17 protein-coding genes and 3 pseudogenes are annotated in these 18627 nt (G+C 55.5%); all 20 read right to left on the bottom strand.

The window, feature by feature from the left end; all coding sequences use genetic code 11:
• Positions 1–12: 12 nt before the first annotated feature.
• The 20 genes and pseudogenes from B5F27_RS05375 to B5F27_RS05280 all read right to left on the bottom strand — a co-directional run bounded on the left by B5F27_RS05375 (position 13) and on the right by B5F27_RS05280 (position 18418).
• The gene (locus tag B5F27_RS05375; protein ID WP_087325474.1) at positions 13–225 is read right to left on the bottom strand and encodes a transposon-transfer assisting family protein; all 213 of its coding nucleotides are present in this window, start codon (positions 223–225) and stop codon (positions 13–15) included.
• Positions 222–707, bottom strand: a complete 486-nt coding sequence (locus B5F27_RS05370; RefSeq protein ID WP_087365254.1) for a YodL domain-containing protein — start codon at positions 705–707, stop codon at positions 222–224. The genes B5F27_RS05375 and B5F27_RS05370 overlap by 4 nt, the downstream gene beginning before the upstream one ends.
• Entirely contained in the window at positions 704–2836 is a 2133-nt protein-coding gene (locus B5F27_RS05365; RefSeq protein WP_087365252.1) for a type IA DNA topoisomerase, read from the bottom strand. The genes B5F27_RS05370 and B5F27_RS05365 overlap by 4 nt, the downstream gene beginning before the upstream one ends.
• Before the next feature lie 66 nt (positions 2837–2902).
• Positions 2903–3433 carry a hypothetical protein gene (locus tag B5F27_RS17140; protein ID WP_242962093.1) on the bottom strand — a complete coding sequence of 177 codons (531 nt, stop codon included), beginning with the start codon at positions 3431–3433 and terminating at the stop codon, positions 2903–2905.
• 5 nt (positions 3434–3438) lie between these two features.
• Complete coding sequence (locus tag B5F27_RS05355; protein WP_087325204.1) at positions 3439–3786, bottom strand: HepT-like ribonuclease domain-containing protein; 348 nt, start codon at positions 3784–3786, stop codon at positions 3439–3441.
• Positions 3783–4079, bottom strand: coding sequence for a nucleotidyltransferase domain-containing protein (locus tag B5F27_RS05350; RefSeq protein WP_242962092.1), 297 nt, complete (start codon positions 4077–4079; stop codon positions 3783–3785). The genes B5F27_RS05355 and B5F27_RS05350 overlap by 4 nt, the downstream gene beginning before the upstream one ends.
• A 117-nt stretch (positions 4080–4196) precedes the next feature.
• Positions 4197–4910 (bottom strand): DUF4366 domain-containing protein, encoded by a 714-nt coding sequence (locus tag B5F27_RS05345; RefSeq protein WP_242962091.1) that lies wholly within the window; start codon positions 4908–4910, stop codon positions 4197–4199.
• Positions 4907–5161, bottom strand: coding sequence for a DUF4315 family protein (locus B5F27_RS05340; protein WP_087365248.1), 255 nt, complete (start codon positions 5159–5161; stop codon positions 4907–4909). The genes B5F27_RS05345 and B5F27_RS05340 overlap by 4 nt, the downstream gene beginning before the upstream one ends.
• A 14-nt stretch (positions 5162–5175) precedes the next feature.
• Positions 5176–6900 (bottom strand): NlpC/P60 family protein, encoded by a 1725-nt coding sequence (locus B5F27_RS05335; protein ID WP_087365246.1) that lies wholly within the window; start codon positions 6898–6900, stop codon positions 5176–5178.
• Positions 6897–9311 carry a DUF87 domain-containing protein gene (locus B5F27_RS05330; RefSeq protein WP_087365244.1) on the bottom strand — a complete coding sequence of 805 codons (2415 nt, stop codon included), beginning with the start codon at positions 9309–9311 and terminating at the stop codon, positions 6897–6899. Before B5F27_RS05330 ends, B5F27_RS05335 begins: the two co-directional genes overlap by 4 nt.
• The gene (locus B5F27_RS05325; protein WP_087365242.1) at positions 9274–9666 is read right to left on the bottom strand and encodes a PrgI family protein; all 393 of its coding nucleotides are present in this window, start codon (positions 9664–9666) and stop codon (positions 9274–9276) included. The genes B5F27_RS05330 and B5F27_RS05325 overlap by 38 nt, the downstream gene beginning before the upstream one ends.
• Before the next feature lie 31 nt (positions 9667–9697).
• Positions 9698–10564, bottom strand: coding sequence for a CD0415/CD1112 family protein (locus tag B5F27_RS05320; RefSeq protein WP_087325195.1), 867 nt, complete (start codon positions 10562–10564; stop codon positions 9698–9700).
• A gap of 262 nt (positions 10565–10826) precedes the next feature.
• Complete coding sequence (locus B5F27_RS05315) at positions 10827–11042, bottom strand: Maff2 family protein (protein WP_087231647.1); 216 nt, start codon at positions 11040–11042, stop codon at positions 10827–10829.
• A gap of 234 nt (positions 11043–11276) precedes the next feature.
• A pseudogene (locus B5F27_RS05310) lies at positions 11277–12551 on the bottom strand (type IV secretory system conjugative DNA transfer family protein); the annotation flags it as partial.
• Between the two features lie 105 nt (positions 12552–12656).
• A complete protein-coding gene (locus tag B5F27_RS05305; RefSeq protein ID WP_087365239.1) occupies positions 12657–14474 on the bottom strand; it encodes a reverse transcriptase domain-containing protein in 1818 nt (605 codons plus the stop codon).
• 582 nt (positions 14475–15056) lie between these two features.
• A pseudogene (locus tag B5F27_RS05300) lies at positions 15057–15533 on the bottom strand (type IV secretory system conjugative DNA transfer family protein); the annotation flags it as partial.
• Complete coding sequence (locus B5F27_RS05295; RefSeq protein WP_087365235.1) at positions 15530–16000, bottom strand: PcfB family protein; 471 nt, start codon at positions 15998–16000, stop codon at positions 15530–15532. The gene B5F27_RS05295 and the pseudogene B5F27_RS05300, both read right to left, overlap by 4 nt.
• Positions 16001–16093: 93 nt before the next feature.
• On the bottom strand, positions 16094–16555 hold the full coding sequence (locus tag B5F27_RS05290) for a hypothetical protein (RefSeq protein ID WP_087365233.1): 462 nt from the start codon (positions 16553–16555) through the stop codon (positions 16094–16096).
• Positions 16556–16606: 51 nt separating this feature from the next.
• Positions 16607–17568, bottom strand: a pseudogene (locus B5F27_RS05285) (ParB/RepB/Spo0J family partition protein).
• A complete protein-coding gene (locus tag B5F27_RS05280; RefSeq protein WP_087365231.1) occupies positions 17549–18418 on the bottom strand; it encodes a DUF6017 domain-containing protein in 870 nt (289 codons plus the stop codon). Before B5F27_RS05280 ends, B5F27_RS05285 begins: the two are co-directional and overlap by 20 nt.
• Positions 18419–18627 lie beyond the last annotated feature (209 nt).

Raw genomic sequence — 18627 nt, 5'->3', positions numbered from 1 at the left:
AGATTCTCCCTCTCAGATAAAATCCGGATACAGTTCCAGCGCGTCAAACTCGGCATCGGTCATGCCGGCCAGCTTGTCCAGGGTGCTGTCGGTCAGGTCCCGCAGCTCTGCCTCCGACCAGGTGAGATAGCTGCGCATCTCAGTTAAGACTTCGATCAGCCGCTCCCGATTGCCGGTATTGTAAAGGGCCATCAGGTTGATTTCCTCATAGGTGAAGTTTTTCATCGTACGTCCCTCTCTTTATGCTTCTTGGTTTTGGCCTTGGGTGCGGCCTCTTTGGCCTGCTTTATTTGTGCGGCCACCGACTTTTGGGGCCGGGCCGCCTCTTTCATCTGCTCCAAAAAGCCCGGCAGCTCCTTGAAGCCGATCCTGTCCACATAGAACGCCCCGGCCTGACCTTCGCGGTTCAGCACGACCACATCGCTGACCGAAAGGCTGTGCCCCCTAAAATCCGGCGGACACTTCAAATTGAACGTGAGGTACAGTTCTTCCAATGCCTCCGCGTTGCTCATGCCGTAAAAGTACGCCGGGGTGTTGGCAAAGTAAACGGCCTCGTAGTGGTCGAGGTTCGGTGCGCTGCCCATCTGTTCCAGACGGGCAAAAGATTCAAACCGCACATCTGTGGTTTCCGGCCCGTCTTTGAGCTGCAAAATCAGGTACACATCGCTCTCGGCGGCGAGAAAATGGTCCAGAACACCCTGCATCATCGTGCACCCCCGTTCTCAAATTCCAGGCTGAACTTGGCCCGACCATCGGCCTCGGTGGTCATCAGGACGGAGGCGTTGTAGGTCTTGCCGGTGCGCTGGCTCTTGCAGTCCTTGAGCCGGGCGCGGCCGTCCCGCAGAAGCTTATCCACCACCTGCCGAGTAGGGCGCTTCCCGAGGCGGTTAAAAAAGGCGTTATCCTTCCAGATCACAAAGCGGCACTCGCGGCTCGTGCAGAACCAGCCTTTTTCCCGCTCGGCCACCTCTGAGCCGCAGTGGGGACAAGTGCCCACTACTGGCGCACCGCTGGTGACCCTGGCGGGAGCATTGGGGACGTTGACGTACTGATTCACAAGCGTTTTCATCATAGATTCGATTTCCTCCATAAACTGTTCGGGCACATACTGGCCCTTCTCGATTTGTGTGAGCTTCGTTTCCCATTCAGCGGTCATAGCCGGAGATTTGAGCTGTTCGGGCATGGCCGCAATGAGGCCGCAGCCCTTTTCAGTGGGGATCAGGTGCTTGGTTTTACCGCTGCCCTCCCGGGCAAGAAAACCTTTCTGTACCAGCTTTTCGATGGTGGCCGCCCGGGTGGCGGGTGTCCCGATGCCCCGACGCTCGGCTTCTTCCGGCATGCGGCCCAGGCCGCCCTCTCTTGCCCCGTTGGGGCAATTCACCTTGGTTTCTGCGCCGGCAGATTCCATGGCCGCCAGCAGGGTGTCCTCAGTAAAATGTTTGGGTGGGGTGGTTCGGCCCTCTTTCAGCTGGGCGTCCCGAACGGGAAGCGTTTCCTTGTCCTGCGCTTCTGTCAGAATCTCCAAAGTTTCCTCGACCTTTTCGGCGGAATTGCCAAGGATAACCCGCTCCACAGCTTTCCAGCCCTCATCCAAAACCGTCTTGCCTTTGGCTGTGAAGGTCTGCCCGGCGCACTCGATCTGCACAGTGGTTTCAGCGTAGTGATACGGTTCGCCCACGGCGGCCAGTAACCGAGCGGCAATCAGACGCAGGATACTGGCCTCGCCAGCAGGCAAAGAAGAAAGGTCAGCCCCGGCCACGCTCTGCGTCGGCAGAATGGCGTGGTGGTCGCTGACCTTTTGGTTGTGGATGACCTGCTTTGCATGGACCGGAATAGCACCTCGGAAACCAAACGCTGCCGCCGTGTCCATCACCAGGCCGGGCAAGCCTGCTGCCATGTCCTCGGTGAGGTAGCGGCTGTCGGTACGGGGATAGGTGACGAGCTTTTTCTCGTAGAGCGTCTGGGTGTAGTCCAGGGTCTGCTGTGCCGAGAATCCCAACATCCGGTTGGCATCCCGCTGAAGTGTAGTCAGGTCGTAGAGGGCCGGCGGGCGCTCGGATTTCTCTTTGCACTCGCTCTTTTGCACAACGGCCTGGCTGCTTTTCCGGCATTCTGCCAGTAACTCCTCGGCCTGGGACTTGTCTTTGAATCGTTCGCTGGACGCCATGCAGTCCTCCATCTTGAGCAGTACCATATAAAAAGGTTCGGGGCGGAAGGAGGCAATCACCGCTTCCCGCTCCACCGTCATAGCAAGCGTCGGGGTCATGACCCGCCCCACGTTGAGAGTGACGCCGTGCAGGCATGAAAAAAGCCGGGTCGCGTTGATGCCGACCAACCAGTCGGCGCGCTCCCGGCAAAGGGCTGCTTTGTACAGCAAATCGTATTCAGTTGAGGGCTTGAGATTGGCAAAGCCCGCTCGGATGGCGGCATCCTCCATGCTGCTGATCCAGAGGCGGGAGACCGGCTTGCGGCAGTTACACTGGTGATAGACCAGGCGAAAGATCAGCTCGCCTTCCCGTCCGGCGTCGGTGGCGCAGACGATGCGGTCCACGTCGGCCCGATGCATGAGCTTGCACAAAACGTCAAACTGCCTTTTGGTGGAACTGCTCACAAGATACTGCCACCTCTCGGGCAGGATGGGCAGGTCGGCGCGGTCCCAGCGCTCCAAGCGCGGGTCGTATACACCAGGCGGGGCCAGTTCTACCAAGTGGCCCACGCACCAGCTGATAAGATAGCCGCCGCCTTCCAAATAGCCGTCGCGGCGGGCAGTGACGCCCAAGACCTTCGAGATGGTGCGGGCAACAGAGGGTTTCTCGGTGATGATCAGGTTATGCAAAGTATCGGCTCCTTTCTTCTTTGAGAATAAAAACAGCCCTGTGATTTTGCACAGAGCTGTGAGTAATTATTCGAGCTTTTCCCAAGGGTTAAGACCCATTTCTTCCCATGTCACGCCATAGGGAGCGCCGCCAGAAGCATAACCGGCGATAAAGAAGAATCGGTCATCTTGCCAATCAGGAAGATCGTTCAGGCGCTCTTGCTGTGCTTTCAGCTTTTTCTTCTTTGCCCGCCTCCTTGCACGCTTTATGGCAAGTTTTTCGGCTTCCGTCTTTTTTACTTTGGGCTTGGGAGGCTCCGGCAGGCCGTTCTTTTCGATTCGCTCCGCAAAATGAGCCTGCTTTTTCCGAAACACCGCCAGTAGATCTTCAAAGGAAGCCTTTGGAGCAGTGCCATGCAGTTTGGGATAAAGTTCCCGGCACATAGACTCCAGGCATTCTTCCGGGGGCATCTGCTGGTGTTCTTTGTAGTATTTGCAGACTGCTTCAAACATCCACCTGGATATTCTGGCTTTTTGTGTCTGTTTCAGCTTTTTATAGGGAATCTGGGGCCGCTGCGGCTTCTTGCAAGTTGATTTTTTCTCTGTATCGGATGTCATCGCATTTACTCCATCGCGGAAAGGATTTCTTTCACTCCCTCCACAAAGGGGTCCATATCCTGAAACAGGACCTCGACAATAATGCTCCAGTTGATGCCGTCATAGTCATGCACCAGCCGGTGGCGCAAACCTGCGACCATATTCCAAGGCTGTTCTGTATGCGCCTGCTTCAATTCATTGCTCAGCTGATATACCTGCTCGCCTATATTATAGAGCGGCGTTGTGACAGCCCACTGCGAGAACTCATCCTGCAACAATATTTCAGGTGTAATTCCGCGTTCTTCAATCTGTTCTTTTAGGCTGTCCCAAGTTGAAACGATCTTTTTAAGACGCTCTTTGTCTGATTTCTTCACGCGATACGCACCCCTTCCTCCATAACGGCATTGTAAAATGGAGTGCCTACATTTACTTCCCGAATCTCGAAGGCGTCCACTTCCTTATTGGTCAACTGGCGCAATTCCTCACCGAAGGCAAAAATATCAGCAGGGTGGAAGTCCTTGCCGCCAAAAACAACAACATCAATGTCCGAGTCGGCAGTGGCTTCGCCGCGGGCATAAGACCCGAACAACAGCGCATACTCCGCATGATATTTGTGCAGCAATGCACGGATCACAGCTTCCAGTTCCTTCATGGTCATAACATTCATCCCGACTGCCTCCTTCCTTATAAATAAGTATACCATGAAATCCATTGGAAGCAAACCGCCATTTTCATAATGGGGCGGCCCCCGCGGCCACCCCCATATATTTCTTTTATTCATGTCTTACTCCTCATACCCATCGTTGCCCTGATACACCCTGCGCTCAGCATCCTCGTCAGGTCCGCTCTCCGGTTCTTCCTCCGGCAGAACGATCTCCTCCTCGTCCTCACGGTAATCGGCATCAGGGTCAGGCTTGTTTTCCTCAGCCTCACGCTGCTTCTCCCGCATTTTGAGCCAGAAGTACGCGCCACCGCCGGCAATACCGGCCAGCACCAGAAGTACCAGCACAAATTTGCCTGCACCATCCTCTTTTTCCGGTTCAGGTTCCGGTTCGGGCATGGGTTCAGGTTCCGGGGCGGGAGCGGGTTCCGGTTCCGGTTCGGGGATGTCCTCCTCGTCCATCAGGACCAGCAGGTCGGCCTCGTCCACCATGTTGAGGAAGTGGGCCGTCTGGTCGCCGTCGGCGGCCCGGTCGATGATGAGGTAAAAATAGGCCCCCGACTTGCTCACCAGAGTAATGAACTGCTGGGCCGTCCCGTCCGAAAAAGTGGTCTGGTAATCGTCCACCACCGTCAGATTGCCCTCGGGGGTCAGGGGGCCGGCGTCCTGCTCAGTCACAGTGACCGGTTCTTCATCCTCCGTGTCGAAGATGGAGGTCACAGTGGTTTTCTCATCAGTTTCACCGCCGCTGTAAGCAAAGGCCGGGGTAGCCATGCAGCCCATCAGGAAAGTCAATGACACGGCCATACAGGTCAACTTATTCAAAATTTTTCTCACGGTTCCTCCTCGTTCATGTTGGCCCCGACGGCCGCCAGCGCGGCGGGGTTCGGGGTGGTGTGGGCGTTCTGCTGCAGCAGGGCGGCCAGCTGCTCCGGGGTGAGGTTTGCCACCCGCACCATCTCGGCTACCTCCACCTTTTCCGCCTCGGCGATGCGCCGTTCCAGCAGCTCGATGCGGTTGTTCAGCTGGATGCGCCGCTCCCTGGCCCGTGCCAGGTCGGCCCGCAGCTTGTCCAGTTTTTCGCTCATTGTGCACCTCCATTTCACTTGGGAATCCTGCCAAAACCCAGCAGGTGTTTCTCCCAATAACTTGAGTGGATGTTCGAGTATTTGATGGGGTCACCCGCCGAAATCATCATACCATCACCCACGTAAATGCCCACATGGCTCGCGCCGGGGGTGTCGTAGGTGCCCTCAAAGAACACCAAGTCGCCCGGCTTTGCCTCGTGCTCCGACACTTTGGCTGCCTGCTGCCACAGACCGTTGGCGGTGGTGCGGCCTACATCCCAGCTGGATTGATTCAGCACCCAGCAGACATACCCGGAGCAATCAAAGCCTGTCTCTGGCGACGAGCCGCCCCAGACATAGGGGGTGCCGAGATACTTCTCGGCTTCCTCCAGCATGGCCGCAAACTCCGGGTCGCTGAGCGCTTCTGCCGGCACCTCGTAGTCGATGCCCACCTCGCCCGAGCCGTCCGAACCATACCCCACCGACACCCCGCCGAACAGCTCGGGGCGGTTGCCCTGAGTCTCCTGCAAAATGTCATAGCGGTCCAGATCGTCCCCCGAAAGCATCCCACGGGCCACGCTGTCGATCCCGAAATTCAGCAGGGTGATGTTCAAGATCCGCCACTCATACTGCACCTCCACCTCATAGGTGTAGGTATCGCCGGTGGTGGGGTCGGTGCCGGTGTGGGTCTCGGTCCGGGTGCGTATCTCGATGGTCTCGGTCAAGATGATCTCATACTGGGCATCAAAAATAGACTGCATGGTGCCCTGCACCTCGCCGCGGGTATATGCCTCATGGATAGCCGTCAGCACTGCGGCCAACTCGTGCGGGTCATGGGTGATGGGGGCCAAGTCCCAGGTATACTCGTCGTAGTCCGGGTAACTGGAAGGGATGGCTGCCACCTCAGCCCGCAGAGCTTCTTCCAGGGCCTGGTAGTCGGCCTCTGCGCCCAGAATGTCCTCGTCCTCGGCGGTGTAGGATGTGGTCCAGACCGTGCCCATCCCGCCCGGAAAGAACACCGAGCAGGACGTGATAAAGCAAAAGATCACCAGGATCAGCAGCACCAGCACGCCGCCCATCAGGAGCATGTGAGCGTGGGTGGAGGCGAACTGCGCCGCTTTGGCTGCGGCGGCCTTGGCCTTCTTGGCGGCGGCGCTGCGGGCGGTGTTGGCCGCGCTGCCACCCGCCTTGCCCCCAGTCTTTCGAGCATAGTAACTGGCCTTGATCTGCTGACGCTGCTTCCAACGTGAGATAGGGTTAGACATGGGCTGCGCGGCTTGCTGCTTGCGCCGCAGCGCTTGGATGTTGGCCTTATCGGCGGCTTTGTCCAGCTTTTCGGCCTTCTTGTAGGCTTTCAGTTTCTTGCTGTACTTGCCGTCCTTCAGCTTTTTGGCCGTGCCCTCGGCCAGGCGTTCCCCCTCGTGGGCGGCCTGCACGCCGGCGTTTTCGTCCTGGTTCTGCCTGTCGATTTGGCGGTGGGCCTCGCCGCCCAACAGCGCCTCCGCGCCCGGCTTGCGGCGCTTGGGTTTGGCGATCTCCTCACTGAATTCCGCCTTGCCGAAGCGGAGCTGGGCGCTTCGCTCTTTGGCCTTGTCGACGTCCATCTTGAGGCCCCGTTTGGGCGGGGCGCGGGTGGAAAGTTTCGCCTTGGCTTTCTCGGCCCGGTCGGCGGCGCGGGTCGCCTTTTTGGCTGCGCGGCGGATGTTTGGGTTTGCCAGTTCCTCCTCGGTGAAGGTCAGGCGGGTGGTTTTCCGCTTCATCCGGCATCACCCGTGCCGTCCGAGAACTTGGTGGTCATGATGCGGTACAGCTCGGTATCCTGGGGGAACCGGTCCACAAAGGGCAGGATAACGTTGCCGTAGAACAGCAGCCCTTCACCCTCGCCAGAGTGTGTCACATAGGACAGCTGATGGGGCGAGATGTTGAGCTGTTTGGCCAGAATCTGCCGGTCGCCGGCAGCCTGGTTGAGCATGAGGATGAAGTCCGAATTTTCAAAAATATTCGACACCTCGTGGGAAGCCAACAGGTCCTTGACGTTCTGGGTGATCCCGGTGGGAGCGCCGCCCCACTTGCGGAAACGCTTCCAGATTTCCACTGAATAGGCCGCGGTCTGTTCCTCACGAAGCAAGAGATGGAACTCGTCTATAAAAAATCTGGTCGTTTTTCCGGCGTAACGGTTCGTAGTTACGCGGCCCCAAACGGCATCCTGTACCACCAGCATCCCGATCTTCTTGAGTTGTTTGCCCAGCTCCCGGATGTCGTAGCAGACAAAGCGGTTGTCGATGTCCACGTTGGTTCGATGGTTGAACAGGTTCAGGCTGCCTTTGACGTAGATTTCCAGCGCCGTGGCGACGTGATGGGCCTCCTTTTCCTCCTGCTCCAAGAGGGCCTTGTAGAGGTCCTCCAAAAGCGGCATTTTTTCGGGCTTCGGGTCCTGAAAGTATGCCTGGTAAATTTGATGCACACAGCGGTCGATGACGGTTTTCTCGACGGGAAGCAACCCCTCCTTGCCGCCCACCACCAGCTCGCACAGCGAGAGGATGAAATCCGACTTCAAGGCGATGGGATTATCCTCCTCCGAATAGTTGGCGTTGATGTCCATGGGGTTGATAAATTGGGTGCTGGTAGGCGAGATTTTGATAATCTGTCCGTTCAATCGGGCGACAAGGGCAGAATACTCGCTTTCTGGGTCACATACGATAATATCGTCATCCGTAGAGAGGAAAGCATTGGTGATTTCCCGCTTTGCTGCGAATGATTTTCCGCTGCCGGGCGTGCCCAAAATCAGGCCGTTGGGGTTTTTCAGCCGCTTGCGGTCCACCATGATGAGGTTGTTCGACAGGGCATTCAGGCCGTAGTAGAGTGCGCCGGGCCCGGCCTGGAACAGCTCCTGTGTCGTAAATGGAATAAAGATGGCGGTGGAACTGGTGGTCAGCGCCCGCTCGTTCTCCACCAGGTTGTGGGCCAGGGGCAAGCTGGACATGAGGCCCTGTTCCTGCTGCCAGTCCAGGCGGATGAGCTGGCAGTTATGCTTCTGGGCGATGCTGGCTGCCTGAAAGACCGTGGTCTCCAGCTCCTGGGGCGTCCGGCCGGTGTTGAGAATCAGGAAAGTCAGCAGGAACATCCGCTCATTCTGGCTTTGCAGTTCTTTCAGCAGGTTCTTGGCATCCCGCCCGTAAGTTGCCAAATCCGACGGCAGAATGTCAATATCATAGCCCGCACGGACGGCTTTCTTCTGCTCCTCGATCGTGTTGCGGTCCAGCTCGGTGATGGTGCGCTTGACCGTCTTGATGGCCTTGTTCTGGTCTACCGAGTGGATGTGCATGGTGACGATCTGGCTGGATTCCATTCCCAGAAAGTCTTTCAGCAGTTGGTCGCTGAGGTCGGACGCCGTGATGGACAAAAAGCTCATGGCCCCGTGCAGGCCGCCCACCTGGCAGGTACGGGTGTTGAAGGCAAAGGCGCTGGGGGCAATGAAGTCCTTGGCGGAAAGGCCCGACTTGGGCAGCTCCTTCCAGTCAAATCTAAATTTGGATTCACCATCCATGTGGAACAGGTCGTGCATGAGGCGCAGCCGTTCCCAGCCGTTCAGGACGCGGGCTGCAGCGCCCAGCCGCCGGAAATTGTTGAGAATATCGTTCTGCAGATGGTCCAGCCGGGGCTTCGCCTGCCGCATGGACGCCGCCTCGATGCCGAAGGTCAGGTATTTCGTTTTGGTCAAGCCGTTGTTGCCCTGGGCCAGCTGGGCTTTCAGCATCTGGCTGTACTCGGCCCGGATGTCATCGAAGCCGTCCTTCTGAGGCGGGATGCGGATGCTGCGCTCGAAGCTCTCGGCGTCGGCGGCCATGTTGACGAACGAAAATTCAAAGTGGACCGAGCTGTCAAAAAAGTTGAGAAAGCTGCACCACTCCTCGAAAATGGCGGTCTTGTCCTCCTGCAACGCCAGCTGGTAGTTGATGTCCTGGAACTGGATGGTGCGGGTGTAGTAGCCGTCCCGCACCCGGCAGGTGCCGTCGGCAAACATCCGCTCAAAGGGGATGGTCTGCTGGGCGGTGCGGGGGATGCCGTCATCGCGGCGGGTCGCTTTCACGATGCGGTCGATCTTCTTGCGCTCGGACTTATTGAGCAAGGGCTTATCTGCGGGCTTGTCTTTCGGTCGCTTTTTGAACAATGCGTGTCACCTCCTCCTGGGCGTCTGCCTGCCGCATGAGAGCGGCATAGTAGTTGTTGGTGCGGTAAGGCCGAACTTTCGGCCGGACAAACCGGGCCTGATAAAACTGCTTTGCCACCACCTCGGGCGGCTGGCCGTTGCGCTCGTACATCCCAAAGAAAAAGAACGGGAGCATGACCGCGATCATGGAAAGGGCCGCAAGGCTCAGATTGCCGCTGCCCCGGACAAAAAAGTAGACCGGCACACCGATCAGTGCGCCGGTCCCGAAGCAGACGATCTGCCGTTTGGTCAGGCCGAACAGAATCTTGGATTTGACCCGCGTCAGGTCCCGCGGGACGGAAATATAGGCTGCCATGTTGTCCTCCTTTTATAATAGGTGCAGGGTGTCAATGTGCGTTGAGGATGCTGCGGGCGAGGGTGCCGGTCTTGAGCAGGGTGAAGCAGAGCAGGACGGTGTACCCAATGACGCCCCAAATCGACGCGATGGGGTCGGATGCAAACGAAACGCCCTGGATGAGCACCGCGTAAATGCCCACGCAGATCATGATGAGGAACCCCTGCAACCCCAAAGCCAGCAAGCTGCGCAGGTAGTTCTGTCCGATCTGACCCTGCTCTTTACTGCCAAAAGTCGAAAACGGGATGGGGGCCAAACTCACGGCGAGATAGATCTCCACCATGCGGCCATACACAATGACGAAAATCGCTATACCGAGTATTTTCATGGTAAAGCCGATGAGGAAGGATTGCAGATAGAGGGCCAGCAGTTCACCCAGTTCCAGGGTCATGAGGGAGGTCTGCAGGGTGAGAAGGGTCGTATCGTCCACCGCCGTGTTGCCCGCAATGATGCCGCTGGACTCAGCCACCACCGTTTGGGCCAGGTCAAAGACGGCCATGGTGATATCGAAGGTATTGGAGATAAGAGTGACGGCCACGAAGGTCTTGAACACCCAGCGGAAGAAGGTCCAGGTCTCAAAGTTCGCCAGATTGTTGTGGTCGATGACCATCTGGATCAGCTCATAGCAGGCCACGATGGTCAGGAAGATGCCCGCGATCGGCAAGATTGCCGACTCGGACACCCCCTGGACCATCTCAAAGACCCGGGGCGAAAACTCGGCGGGGGTCAGGCTGACCTGCTCGCCGATCTCGCCCACCTGCTCGTTGACCGAATCAAACATCCCGGACAAGTTGCCCATGACCCCGCCGACCAGTATCTCCTTGAGCCACTCGGTGATTTTCTGGAGTACCTTGTCCACGGGCCGCCCTCCTTAGCCCATCAGCGGGAACCGGGACAGCAGGCTCATGAGGGACGCGAGAAACTGAAAGAGCGCAGTTGCAACAGAAAAGAGTTCCATATTCGTTTTCCTCCTGTGTGTGAATGAAAGTCGAGTGATGAAGCGGGTTTAACCCACCTGCCAGCGCGCCGCGGGCTGAATGTGGAAGCCCTGTACTGTGGGCGGCAGTTCCCGCTTGGGGCGCTGGGTTGGCAGATCAAAGGGTTACGCTATCCGGCTATCTTTAGCCAAACAGGCCGCTCAGCAGGGGCACAAGGGTGGTGCCGATGAGGGCAACACCGCCGCCGGCCATGAGCTGCTTCATGCCCTGGCTTTTCGAGCCGGGGTTGTCCGACCCATACCCTTCCAGCAGGTTGACGCCGCCCCACACGCCGAGGCCGGCACCCAGAGCAACAACGAGGGTCTGAAGGACTTCGATTGCGGAGTTAAAAAATTCCATGGTAGTTTCCTCCTGTATAAAAAGAACTTACGGCCGGTCGGATACACACCTGAAATCTCGTTTTTTACGGCTGCCAACCGCAGCGAGGGCTGATTTGCCGGTGTATCCTGGGGCCTGGGGTAAATAAAAGTGCTCTCCCAGAGCAGGGAGAGCGGAACGACTATTTACGGCCCGTTTACTCCCAACGGGCCAGTTCTTTCTCCCAATCTATGGTGCCTTTTGGGAGAAACGTTTTTATGGCGAGTCGGCATCCACCACATCGTACACGTCCGACGGTTTGAGCTTGAGCCGGCGGCCAAGAAACTTCTCAATGTCAAAGAGGTTCTTCTTGTCGTAGTCTCCGGTCAGCTTATAATTGGGGTGCTGGGTCAGGTCGTATTTGCTGGATAAAAAGGGCCGCACACCCCGCAGCTGCAAGATACACTTGCCGCCGTCCATAACAGCCAGCTCGTCCCGGCTCATGAGCTCATGACCTGTCTTTTGGTACGAGGTGCCAAAGGACGGACTGTTGCCGCGGGTGTCTGATGTGTTGTAAAGGTCGATCGTCTCTTTCCCAAGCGTGGCTGCCAGCTCCTTGAGAGTGGTATTTTCCGAGCCGCCCAGAAAGACTTGACTGTCCATGTTCCCGATAATGGTGTCGGCGTTGTCCTTATACAGCGCCTTGAGCTGGCTCTGCGCCTGCAAAACCAGGCAGGCCGAAATTTCCCGGCTGCGGATGGTAGCCACCAGCTTCTCCAGGTTCGGGATCTGCCCGATGTTGGCGCACTCGTCGATGAGGCACCGTACATGGACCGGCAGCCGCCCGCCGTACACATCGTCGGCCTTCTCGCAGAGCAGATTGAATAGCTGGGTGTATACCATCGAGATCAGGAAGTTGAAGGTGCTGTCGGTGTCGCTCATAATGAGGAACAGCGCCGTTTTCCGGTCGCCCAGGGTGTCCAGTTCCAGCTCATCGTAGGTGGTAATTTCCCGCAGTTCTGCGATGTCGAAGGGGGCAAGGCGAGCACCGCAGGAAATCAAAATCGACTTTGCGGTCTTGCCCGCCGCCAGCTTGTAAAGACGATATTGCCGCACCGCAAAGTGGTCGGGCTTCTCTTTTGCCAAGTCCTCGAACATCAGGTCTACCGGGTTTTGAAACTCCTCGTCATCCTCTCGCACTTCCATGATGTTGAGAAATTCCAGCAGGGTGGCGAAGTTTTGTTCCTCCTCCGGGGCCTCATAGTGGATATAGGCAATAAGCGACGTAAGCAAGAGCTTTTCCGCCTTATCCCAGAAGGGATCACCGCCTTTTCCCTCGCCGCGGGTGTTGGTCATGAGGGTCGTCACCAGCTTCAAAATGTCCTTTTCTGAGTGGATATACACGAACGGATTATAATGCATCGACTTTTTGAAGTTGATGGTGTTGAAGATTTTGATGCGGTAGCCTTTCTTCAAAAAGGCGTTGCCGACCTCCAAAACCGTGGTACCTTTCGGGTCTGTGAGGACATAGGAACTATGCATTTGCAGGAGATATGAGGTAGGCACCCTGCGCCTTGCCGGCTTTCACCGGTAGGTTTCAGGGAGCCGCCTCCCAAACCGGACGTACACCTCTCGGCGTATCCGGCTTTCCATGAATCACCTCAATGATTCGGTTTCGTGTAAGCGTTCGAAGCAAACCGGGCAGAGAGCAAGCGATTTTCTTCGCATTGTCAGCATTTTCTTTTCAAAAACATCTCTGCCTTTCAGTGTTTTCAGCGTTCTGACGTGGTGCATGCAGAGATATTCTGCATTTTCCCCGCAGAGTTCACACACTCCGGCTTTAATCCTGTTTATAATCGTGTGCCGACCATCATACTTTCTGTAGGTTGGCATCACATCAGCTACATTGTCATAGCCGTCGCTGTGCTTTTCAAATCCTCCATGGTAGAATTCACAGTATTTCAGCCCCTTGGTTGTTTCATAGGGAACTCTCAACACACCATCTGCCATGCAGCGCTTTTTCACAACACTGACGTTTGTCCTGTGTTTTCCTGCCAGTGTCTTTAACATGCTGTACCGCACCATATAATAGTACTTGTGTAGGGCTCCCACATTTTCCGCAATCCGATAGAAGTTATACAGTCCTCGGATTTCTGCATTGAACGTGGATACAATCTCTACATCGCTGCGGTTCATCAGGTCTTTTCTTGGCATAGGACGCCACATTTCTTTGCCTGTGTCGGGATTGCGCTTCACTTGTATCGCTCCCCGTTCCATGGCCTTTTTAATCCACTTTTCTTTCGGCATATACAGAAATACTTTTCCATACCACACCCGTTTCATGTCGCCATTTTTGCACCGCTTCATGTTTTTGGAGTGAATCACTTTGAAATCATATCCCAGATATCGTACCGGCTCGCTGGAATGGGTTACTTTTGTCTTTTCCTCGGACATTTCCAGATGCAGCTCTTCTTGAAGGAAGATTTTTACATCTTCCTTAATTCTTTCTGCGTCTTCTCTGGATCCGATCACGCCGATTACAAAATCATCAGCATATCGGTTGTACTGAATTTTCTTGTATCCTTTTTCAAACGGATCATAGTAGTGCTGATTCATCTTTTCACTTCTGGCCTCTTTGAATTCTTTTACCAGCTCAGGAGTGGATTTCTCTGCATCCATAAGCGATTTGCGTGCTTTCTTGTATCTCCGTGACGCCCGTTCATATTCTTTGGTCGTCTTTCTTCTGGTCGGCTCACAGTCATATTTTTCTTTATACGCCTGCATATAGCCATCCAGTTCATTGAGATATATATTGGCACAGATAGGACTGATACCGCTGCCTTGCGGAACTCCAGAGTAAGTGCAGTTATACTGCCACTGCTCCATATATCCGGCTTTCAGGAATTTCCAAATCAGGCCGATAAAAGCCTCGTCCGAAATTCTTTTGCGCAGCAATTCAACCAGCACATGGTGATCAAAATGGTCAAAGCAAGCTTTGATATCTCCTTCCACAACCCAGGTGACACCTGTAAAGGTTTTCTTCACCTGACTGAGCGCAGTATGGCAGCTTCTTTTGGGCCTGAAGCCGTGAGAGTAGTTGCTGAATGTCGGCTCATAGATTGCTTCCAGAATCATTCTGACTACTTCCTGCACCAACTTATCGTCGGTGGAAGTAATCCCCAGTGGGCGGAGTTTTCCATTTTTCTTTGGAATATACTTTCTCTTGGCAGGTTTTGGCTGGTACGTCCTGTTGCGAATGGATTCAATGATCCGGTTGATTCTCGGCAGACTCATACGATCCAGTGTCTGTCCGTCTACCCCCTGCGTCATGCTCCCCTGCGACTTTGCAATGTTGGCATAGGCAAGAAGGTAGAATTCAGGATTGTACAGATTGCGATACAATCTTTCGTATTGGTAGTTGCTTACACTTGCCTTTTCTTCAAGGCTTTTCAAGACATGAATCGGATTTCTCATGGTGTCTCACACACCATCCTTTCTGTTTTGAAAATGATTCACTGTTCCCCTTCGCCATGCGGACGGCCTTCCCGCCCTCGGACTACTATGGGAACTCTGTTGTCCTGGTGAATATTCAGAATCCCGCGTCTCAGCGTTTTCATAGCCTTTCGGCGTTTCACTTTAGACAATCCCCGTTTCGTACGGTATAAACAAGCGCTCCACGTTGTCGGCATGTGACGTTCGCCTTTTTCCACTTTCCCGTGGCTGAATCTGTTCCGAGCATCTGCAGCCGCATAGCCAAACAATGCGGCTGTCAGGAACACTGACGGGTACAACCTCTCTACGTCAGGGGTGGGATCTTGGTCCCGATTTCAGGCTGTCATTCAAGCAGTTTAGCTTCCATCCTCATACGTGGATTTTCCTTCCGTCACGCGGGCACCTCAGAGGTTTCAGTGCCCCGTGTCCTCCGCCATGCTATGGTCGCCCTCCGGTTTCCCTTTTGGGGTAAGACGGGGAAGGATAGGCTGCGGCTATTGCCACATGATGCTTTAACCTATTACTTGCTTACAGTAACGTTTATACCGCCCCTACGGGCGCACTGGGCTTGATCCAGAAGCGGGTCTTGCCGCTGCCGGACCCGCCTACGATCAGCACATTTTTATTGCGAGCAGTCTTGGGGTCTTTGGGGCGGCTGGACATGGTGAGGCGTTCGGTCTGGGTCAGGATGATGTTGTCCTCAAACTTGAGGGCCACATACGGCTCGATGTCCTTGGCATTGCCCCAGCGGGCCGAGCCGTACTCGCTGCCGTGGCGGTACTTCTTGGCGTTCTTGCCTTTCAGGTAGACCGCCAGCCGCAGTCCCACGCCGCAGCACAGGCCAACAGCCAGGTCCAGCGGGTGGAAGCTGGGCACGATGCGCCCCAGCGCCCCCGGCAGAACTCCCATCAGGGACATCATCTTTTCGGAAAAGTCAGCCCCGACAGCCAGCCGCCAGGCCAGGCCCAGATTGGTGGCGTAAAGGCCCATCAGGACATAAGGCAGGTTCAGGAGTACAAGGCGTTTGGTGTTTTGGTTCATCGCTCACCACGCTCCTGCTTTTTCTCTTTCATCCGGCCGGGCACCAGCTCAGCAGCCAGGGCCTTGAACTGCTGCAAACGCTCCAGAACACTGGGGCGCTTTTCTTTCTGGACCAGCTTGGCAGAGTAGTCCTTGAAGGCGGCGGTCAGGGTATCCGCGTCCCGCGCCTTGAAGAAAACCAGATACCGGGGCGGGTCATCGTGGTTTTTGGTGATGGCGTAGTCCACACCATACTTGTCCAAGATCCGCTTGAAATCCCGGATGCCGGTTTTCTCGATCTCAATGTTGGTGGCCCCCTGGTCCTGCCGCAGAAGCTGCTTGACACTTTGCTTGCCCACCGGCTTGTCATGCGATTTACCCGCCCTCCACTGCAAGAACTTACGGGCCGCCGCCAGGATCGTCCGGCCCGTCAGCTTGGTGGTGCTGATGGCAAAGTTGATCGTTCTGTTCTCCACATCTTCCTGCATGGGGGTCATCCTCCTTTCCAGCCTGCATCAGGGCCACGATGAAAAAGCCGAACCAGGTACCCGCCGCAAAAAATACCGCGCTCGTCCACATGGTCAGTCCAGCCGGATGGCGATAAAGCTTTCGCCGCCCTGCATCAGGATGACGCTGTGTTCCTCCAGGAACTCGGCCAGTTGATACAGGTCCGCTACCTGAAGGGACACGGTGTTGCCAATGTGGTCGATGCGGAAAAAGACCATGGGGCCAACGAGGTAGGATTCCTCCCCGATATCCATGATCTGCTCCGGGCAGTAACTCATGAGGATGGGCAGACCGGGGATGCCATACAGCAGGTCAGCCTCGTCAAAACAGGGCAGATAGTCGGGAGCATCCTCCAAACGGATAACCGAAAGGGGCATCTCAGGGCCAGCCGTCGCCAGATAGAGGGGACGTTCCGACATCAGAGACCGCTGGTCGGGTACAGATTTTTTATTGTCCAGATGCGCTTTCAGCATGGTTTCGAGAGCGCAGACCTTCTCGTAGGTCTGCTGCGCGAGAGTGGGTTTCGTTTTGTTCATGGGCATTACCTCCAAATGTTTGTGTTGTGTTTTATACAGAGTGCCAGCAGGTCAGCGTTCCTGACTGCGCTGGCGTTTTTTCTGCCACTGTTCCAGCAGCTTGATGATGGTGTCCTGCATCTGTTTGGGCGTGTAAGACCTTGGAAAATATTTCCGCAGCACCTCGTTTTTGATGGTCACACGGTCCATTTCCGCTTTCTTTTCTTCGCCCATGATGTCAAAGATGGCGTCGTAGCTGCACTGGCCCTCCTGGCTCAGTTTTTTGATGCGCTGGGCCTGGGACAGGGAGGGCGCGTTTTGGGTATCCTGCATGGCCTCCAAAAAATCCCGCTGTTCGGCAGCCGTCAAATAGGACAGCTCCACAGCGGGATTGAAGGAGATTTTCTTTTGGTCTACCAGGTCGAGAAGTTCCGGGATAAGGTTGGTCAGGCGGATATAGCGCTGGACTGTTTTATATCCTTCTCCTGCATCCTCGGCCACTTTTTCGATGGAGAGTTTGGACTTCTGGACAAATTGTCCAGAAGTTAAATCAGACCTAGCACCTTGATTTTTTATGGCTTCCAGTTTCATTTTGTACGCGAAAGCCCTCTCACTGGGCAGGATGTGTTCGCGCTGCAAATTGCTGTCCACCATGTGGATCACCGCCTCATCGTCGCTCATGTTCCGCACGATCACCGGCAGGGTTTTCAGCCCTGCCAGCTCTGCCGCGTGCTGGCGGCGGTGCCCCGATATGATCTCGTAACCTCCTTCCGGCCGGGGCCGGGCAATGAGCGGAGCCAGCACGCCGAACTGCGCCACGCTCTCCACCGTCCGCTGCATGGCCTCATCGTCCAGGACCTTGAACGGATGGTTTTTGAAGGGGTGCAGCTCGGCGATGGGGATTTGCTGGATCTGCTCGCGTTGGGGTTCGGTTGGGATTGCTTCTGGTTTCTGCTCTGAAATAGTTCATCACCTCCAACAGAAAAGGCCCAGAGAAACCTCTGGGCCAAACTTTTATCCTGTTTTGAAATCATGCTGCACCCGGGCTGCATAGGAGCTGTGCATGGTCATGGGGGCGTTGTAGAGGGTCGCCAACAGATACTGCCGCATATTCCGCACCTGAGTGGTGTTCTCTTTCAGGCACATAAGAACAAAACGCAGATGGTCGCTGTTCAGTTTTATGAGCTGGGCCTTCACCACCTCAGCGGGCTTGTCATCGCCCGCAATGCGGATGAACCGGCGCTTGCTGCACACGGTATCCACCAGCAGTTCCAGCATCTCCCGCAGCATATCCTCATCATCAGGGTGGCCTGCAATCAGAGCCTCGAAGTTGATCTGCCGAGAAAAATACTCCTGATACAGGGTGCGGTCGTCTTTCCCTTCGGTTTCCATTCCGGCGGCTGCGCCCGAAAGGAAAGGATCAGTCTCACTCAGGTCAGTATAATTCTTATCAGTCTTATTACCGTGTCCTTTCGACACATCATGAACTGTACTTTGGACACTCACAGAAGTGTCGTTCGGACACTTCAAGAAGTTTCCTTTGATGAAGTTTTTCACATAGATCAGGTTGGGCTTGCCAAGGCCCTGACGTCGACGCTCGATCAGGCTAGCTTCTACCTCCAGTTCGCGCAGAAGGCCGACGGCCTTCTTGTTGCCGCAGGCGAGGCTTTCCATGATTTCTTCCACCGTGAACACAATATACACCCGGCCTTGCTCATCCAGCCAGTCGTTCCGGGCGGATAGGTTCATCCGGTCCAGCAGCAAACCGTAGAGGGCTTTGGCGTCGGTGGAAATACTGCGAAAGGCCGGGTCAGTGAACAGCGCTTTGGGAATACGGTAAAAAGCAAACTGTTCCGCCTGGGGGCCATAAAAGTAGTCGGGCATGGCGTCACCTCCTTAATATGGGGGATTGGGGGAGGGGAGAGAATAGAAAAGCACACCTTTCATCCATAGCGAATGACAGGTGTGCTCGGAATTGCTGCTTTCCAAAATCCTATATACGAGTAGCGGTTTTGGTAGGTGACTTTTTTCACCTACCGTTTCACCTACGAAGGGGCAGTTTGGAGAGTAAAAGAGGCCAAAAGATACGTCAA

The organism is Faecalibacterium sp. An192, assembly GCF_002160175.1.
Lineage (GTDB): Bacteria > Bacillota > Clostridia > Oscillospirales > Ruminococcaceae > Faecalibacterium.
This window is presented reverse-complemented; position numbering and strand designations above follow the sequence as displayed.

What these genes read in the sequence shown, in the direction of transcription:
- B5F27_RS05375 (WP_087325474.1), bottom strand. Translation starts at nt 225, where the DNA reads ATGAAAAACTTCACCTATGAGGAAATCAACCTGATGGCCCTTTACAAT.
- B5F27_RS05370 (WP_087365254.1), bottom strand. Translation starts at nt 707, where the DNA reads ATGATGCAGGGTGTTCTGGACCATTTTCTCGCCGCCGAGAGCGATGTG.
- B5F27_RS17140 (WP_242962093.1), bottom strand. Translation starts at nt 3,433, where the DNA reads ATGACATCCGATACAGAGAAAAAATCAACTTGCAAGAAGCCGCAGCGG.
- B5F27_RS05350 (WP_242962092.1), bottom strand. Translation starts at nt 4,079, where the DNA reads ATGAATGTTATGACCATGAAGGAACTGGAAGCTGTGATCCGTGCATTG.
- B5F27_RS05340 (WP_087365248.1), bottom strand. Translation starts at nt 5,161, where the DNA reads ATGAGCGAAAAACTGGACAAGCTGCGGGCCGACCTGGCACGGGCCAGG.
- B5F27_RS05335 (WP_087365246.1), bottom strand. Translation starts at nt 6,900, where the DNA reads ATGAAGCGGAAAACCACCCGCCTGACCTTCACCGAGGAGGAACTGGCA.
- B5F27_RS05325 (WP_087365242.1), bottom strand. Translation starts at nt 9,666, where the DNA reads ATGGCAGCCTATATTTCCGTCCCGCGGGACCTGACGCGGGTCAAATCC.
- B5F27_RS05315 (WP_087231647.1), bottom strand. Translation starts at nt 11,042, where the DNA reads ATGGAATTTTTTAACTCCGCAATCGAAGTCCTTCAGACCCTCGTTGTT.
- B5F27_RS05305 (WP_087365239.1), bottom strand. Translation starts at nt 14,474, where the DNA reads ATGAGAAATCCGATTCATGTCTTGAAAAGCCTTGAAGAAAAGGCAAGT.
- B5F27_RS05295 (WP_087365235.1), bottom strand. Translation starts at nt 16,000, where the DNA reads ATGCAGGAAGATGTGGAGAACAGAACGATCAACTTTGCCATCAGCACC.
- B5F27_RS05290 (WP_087365233.1), bottom strand. Translation starts at nt 16,555, where the DNA reads ATGAACAAAACGAAACCCACTCTCGCGCAGCAGACCTACGAGAAGGTC.
- B5F27_RS05280 (WP_087365231.1), bottom strand. Translation starts at nt 18,418, where the DNA reads ATGCCCGACTACTTTTATGGCCCCCAGGCGGAACAGTTTGCTTTTTAC.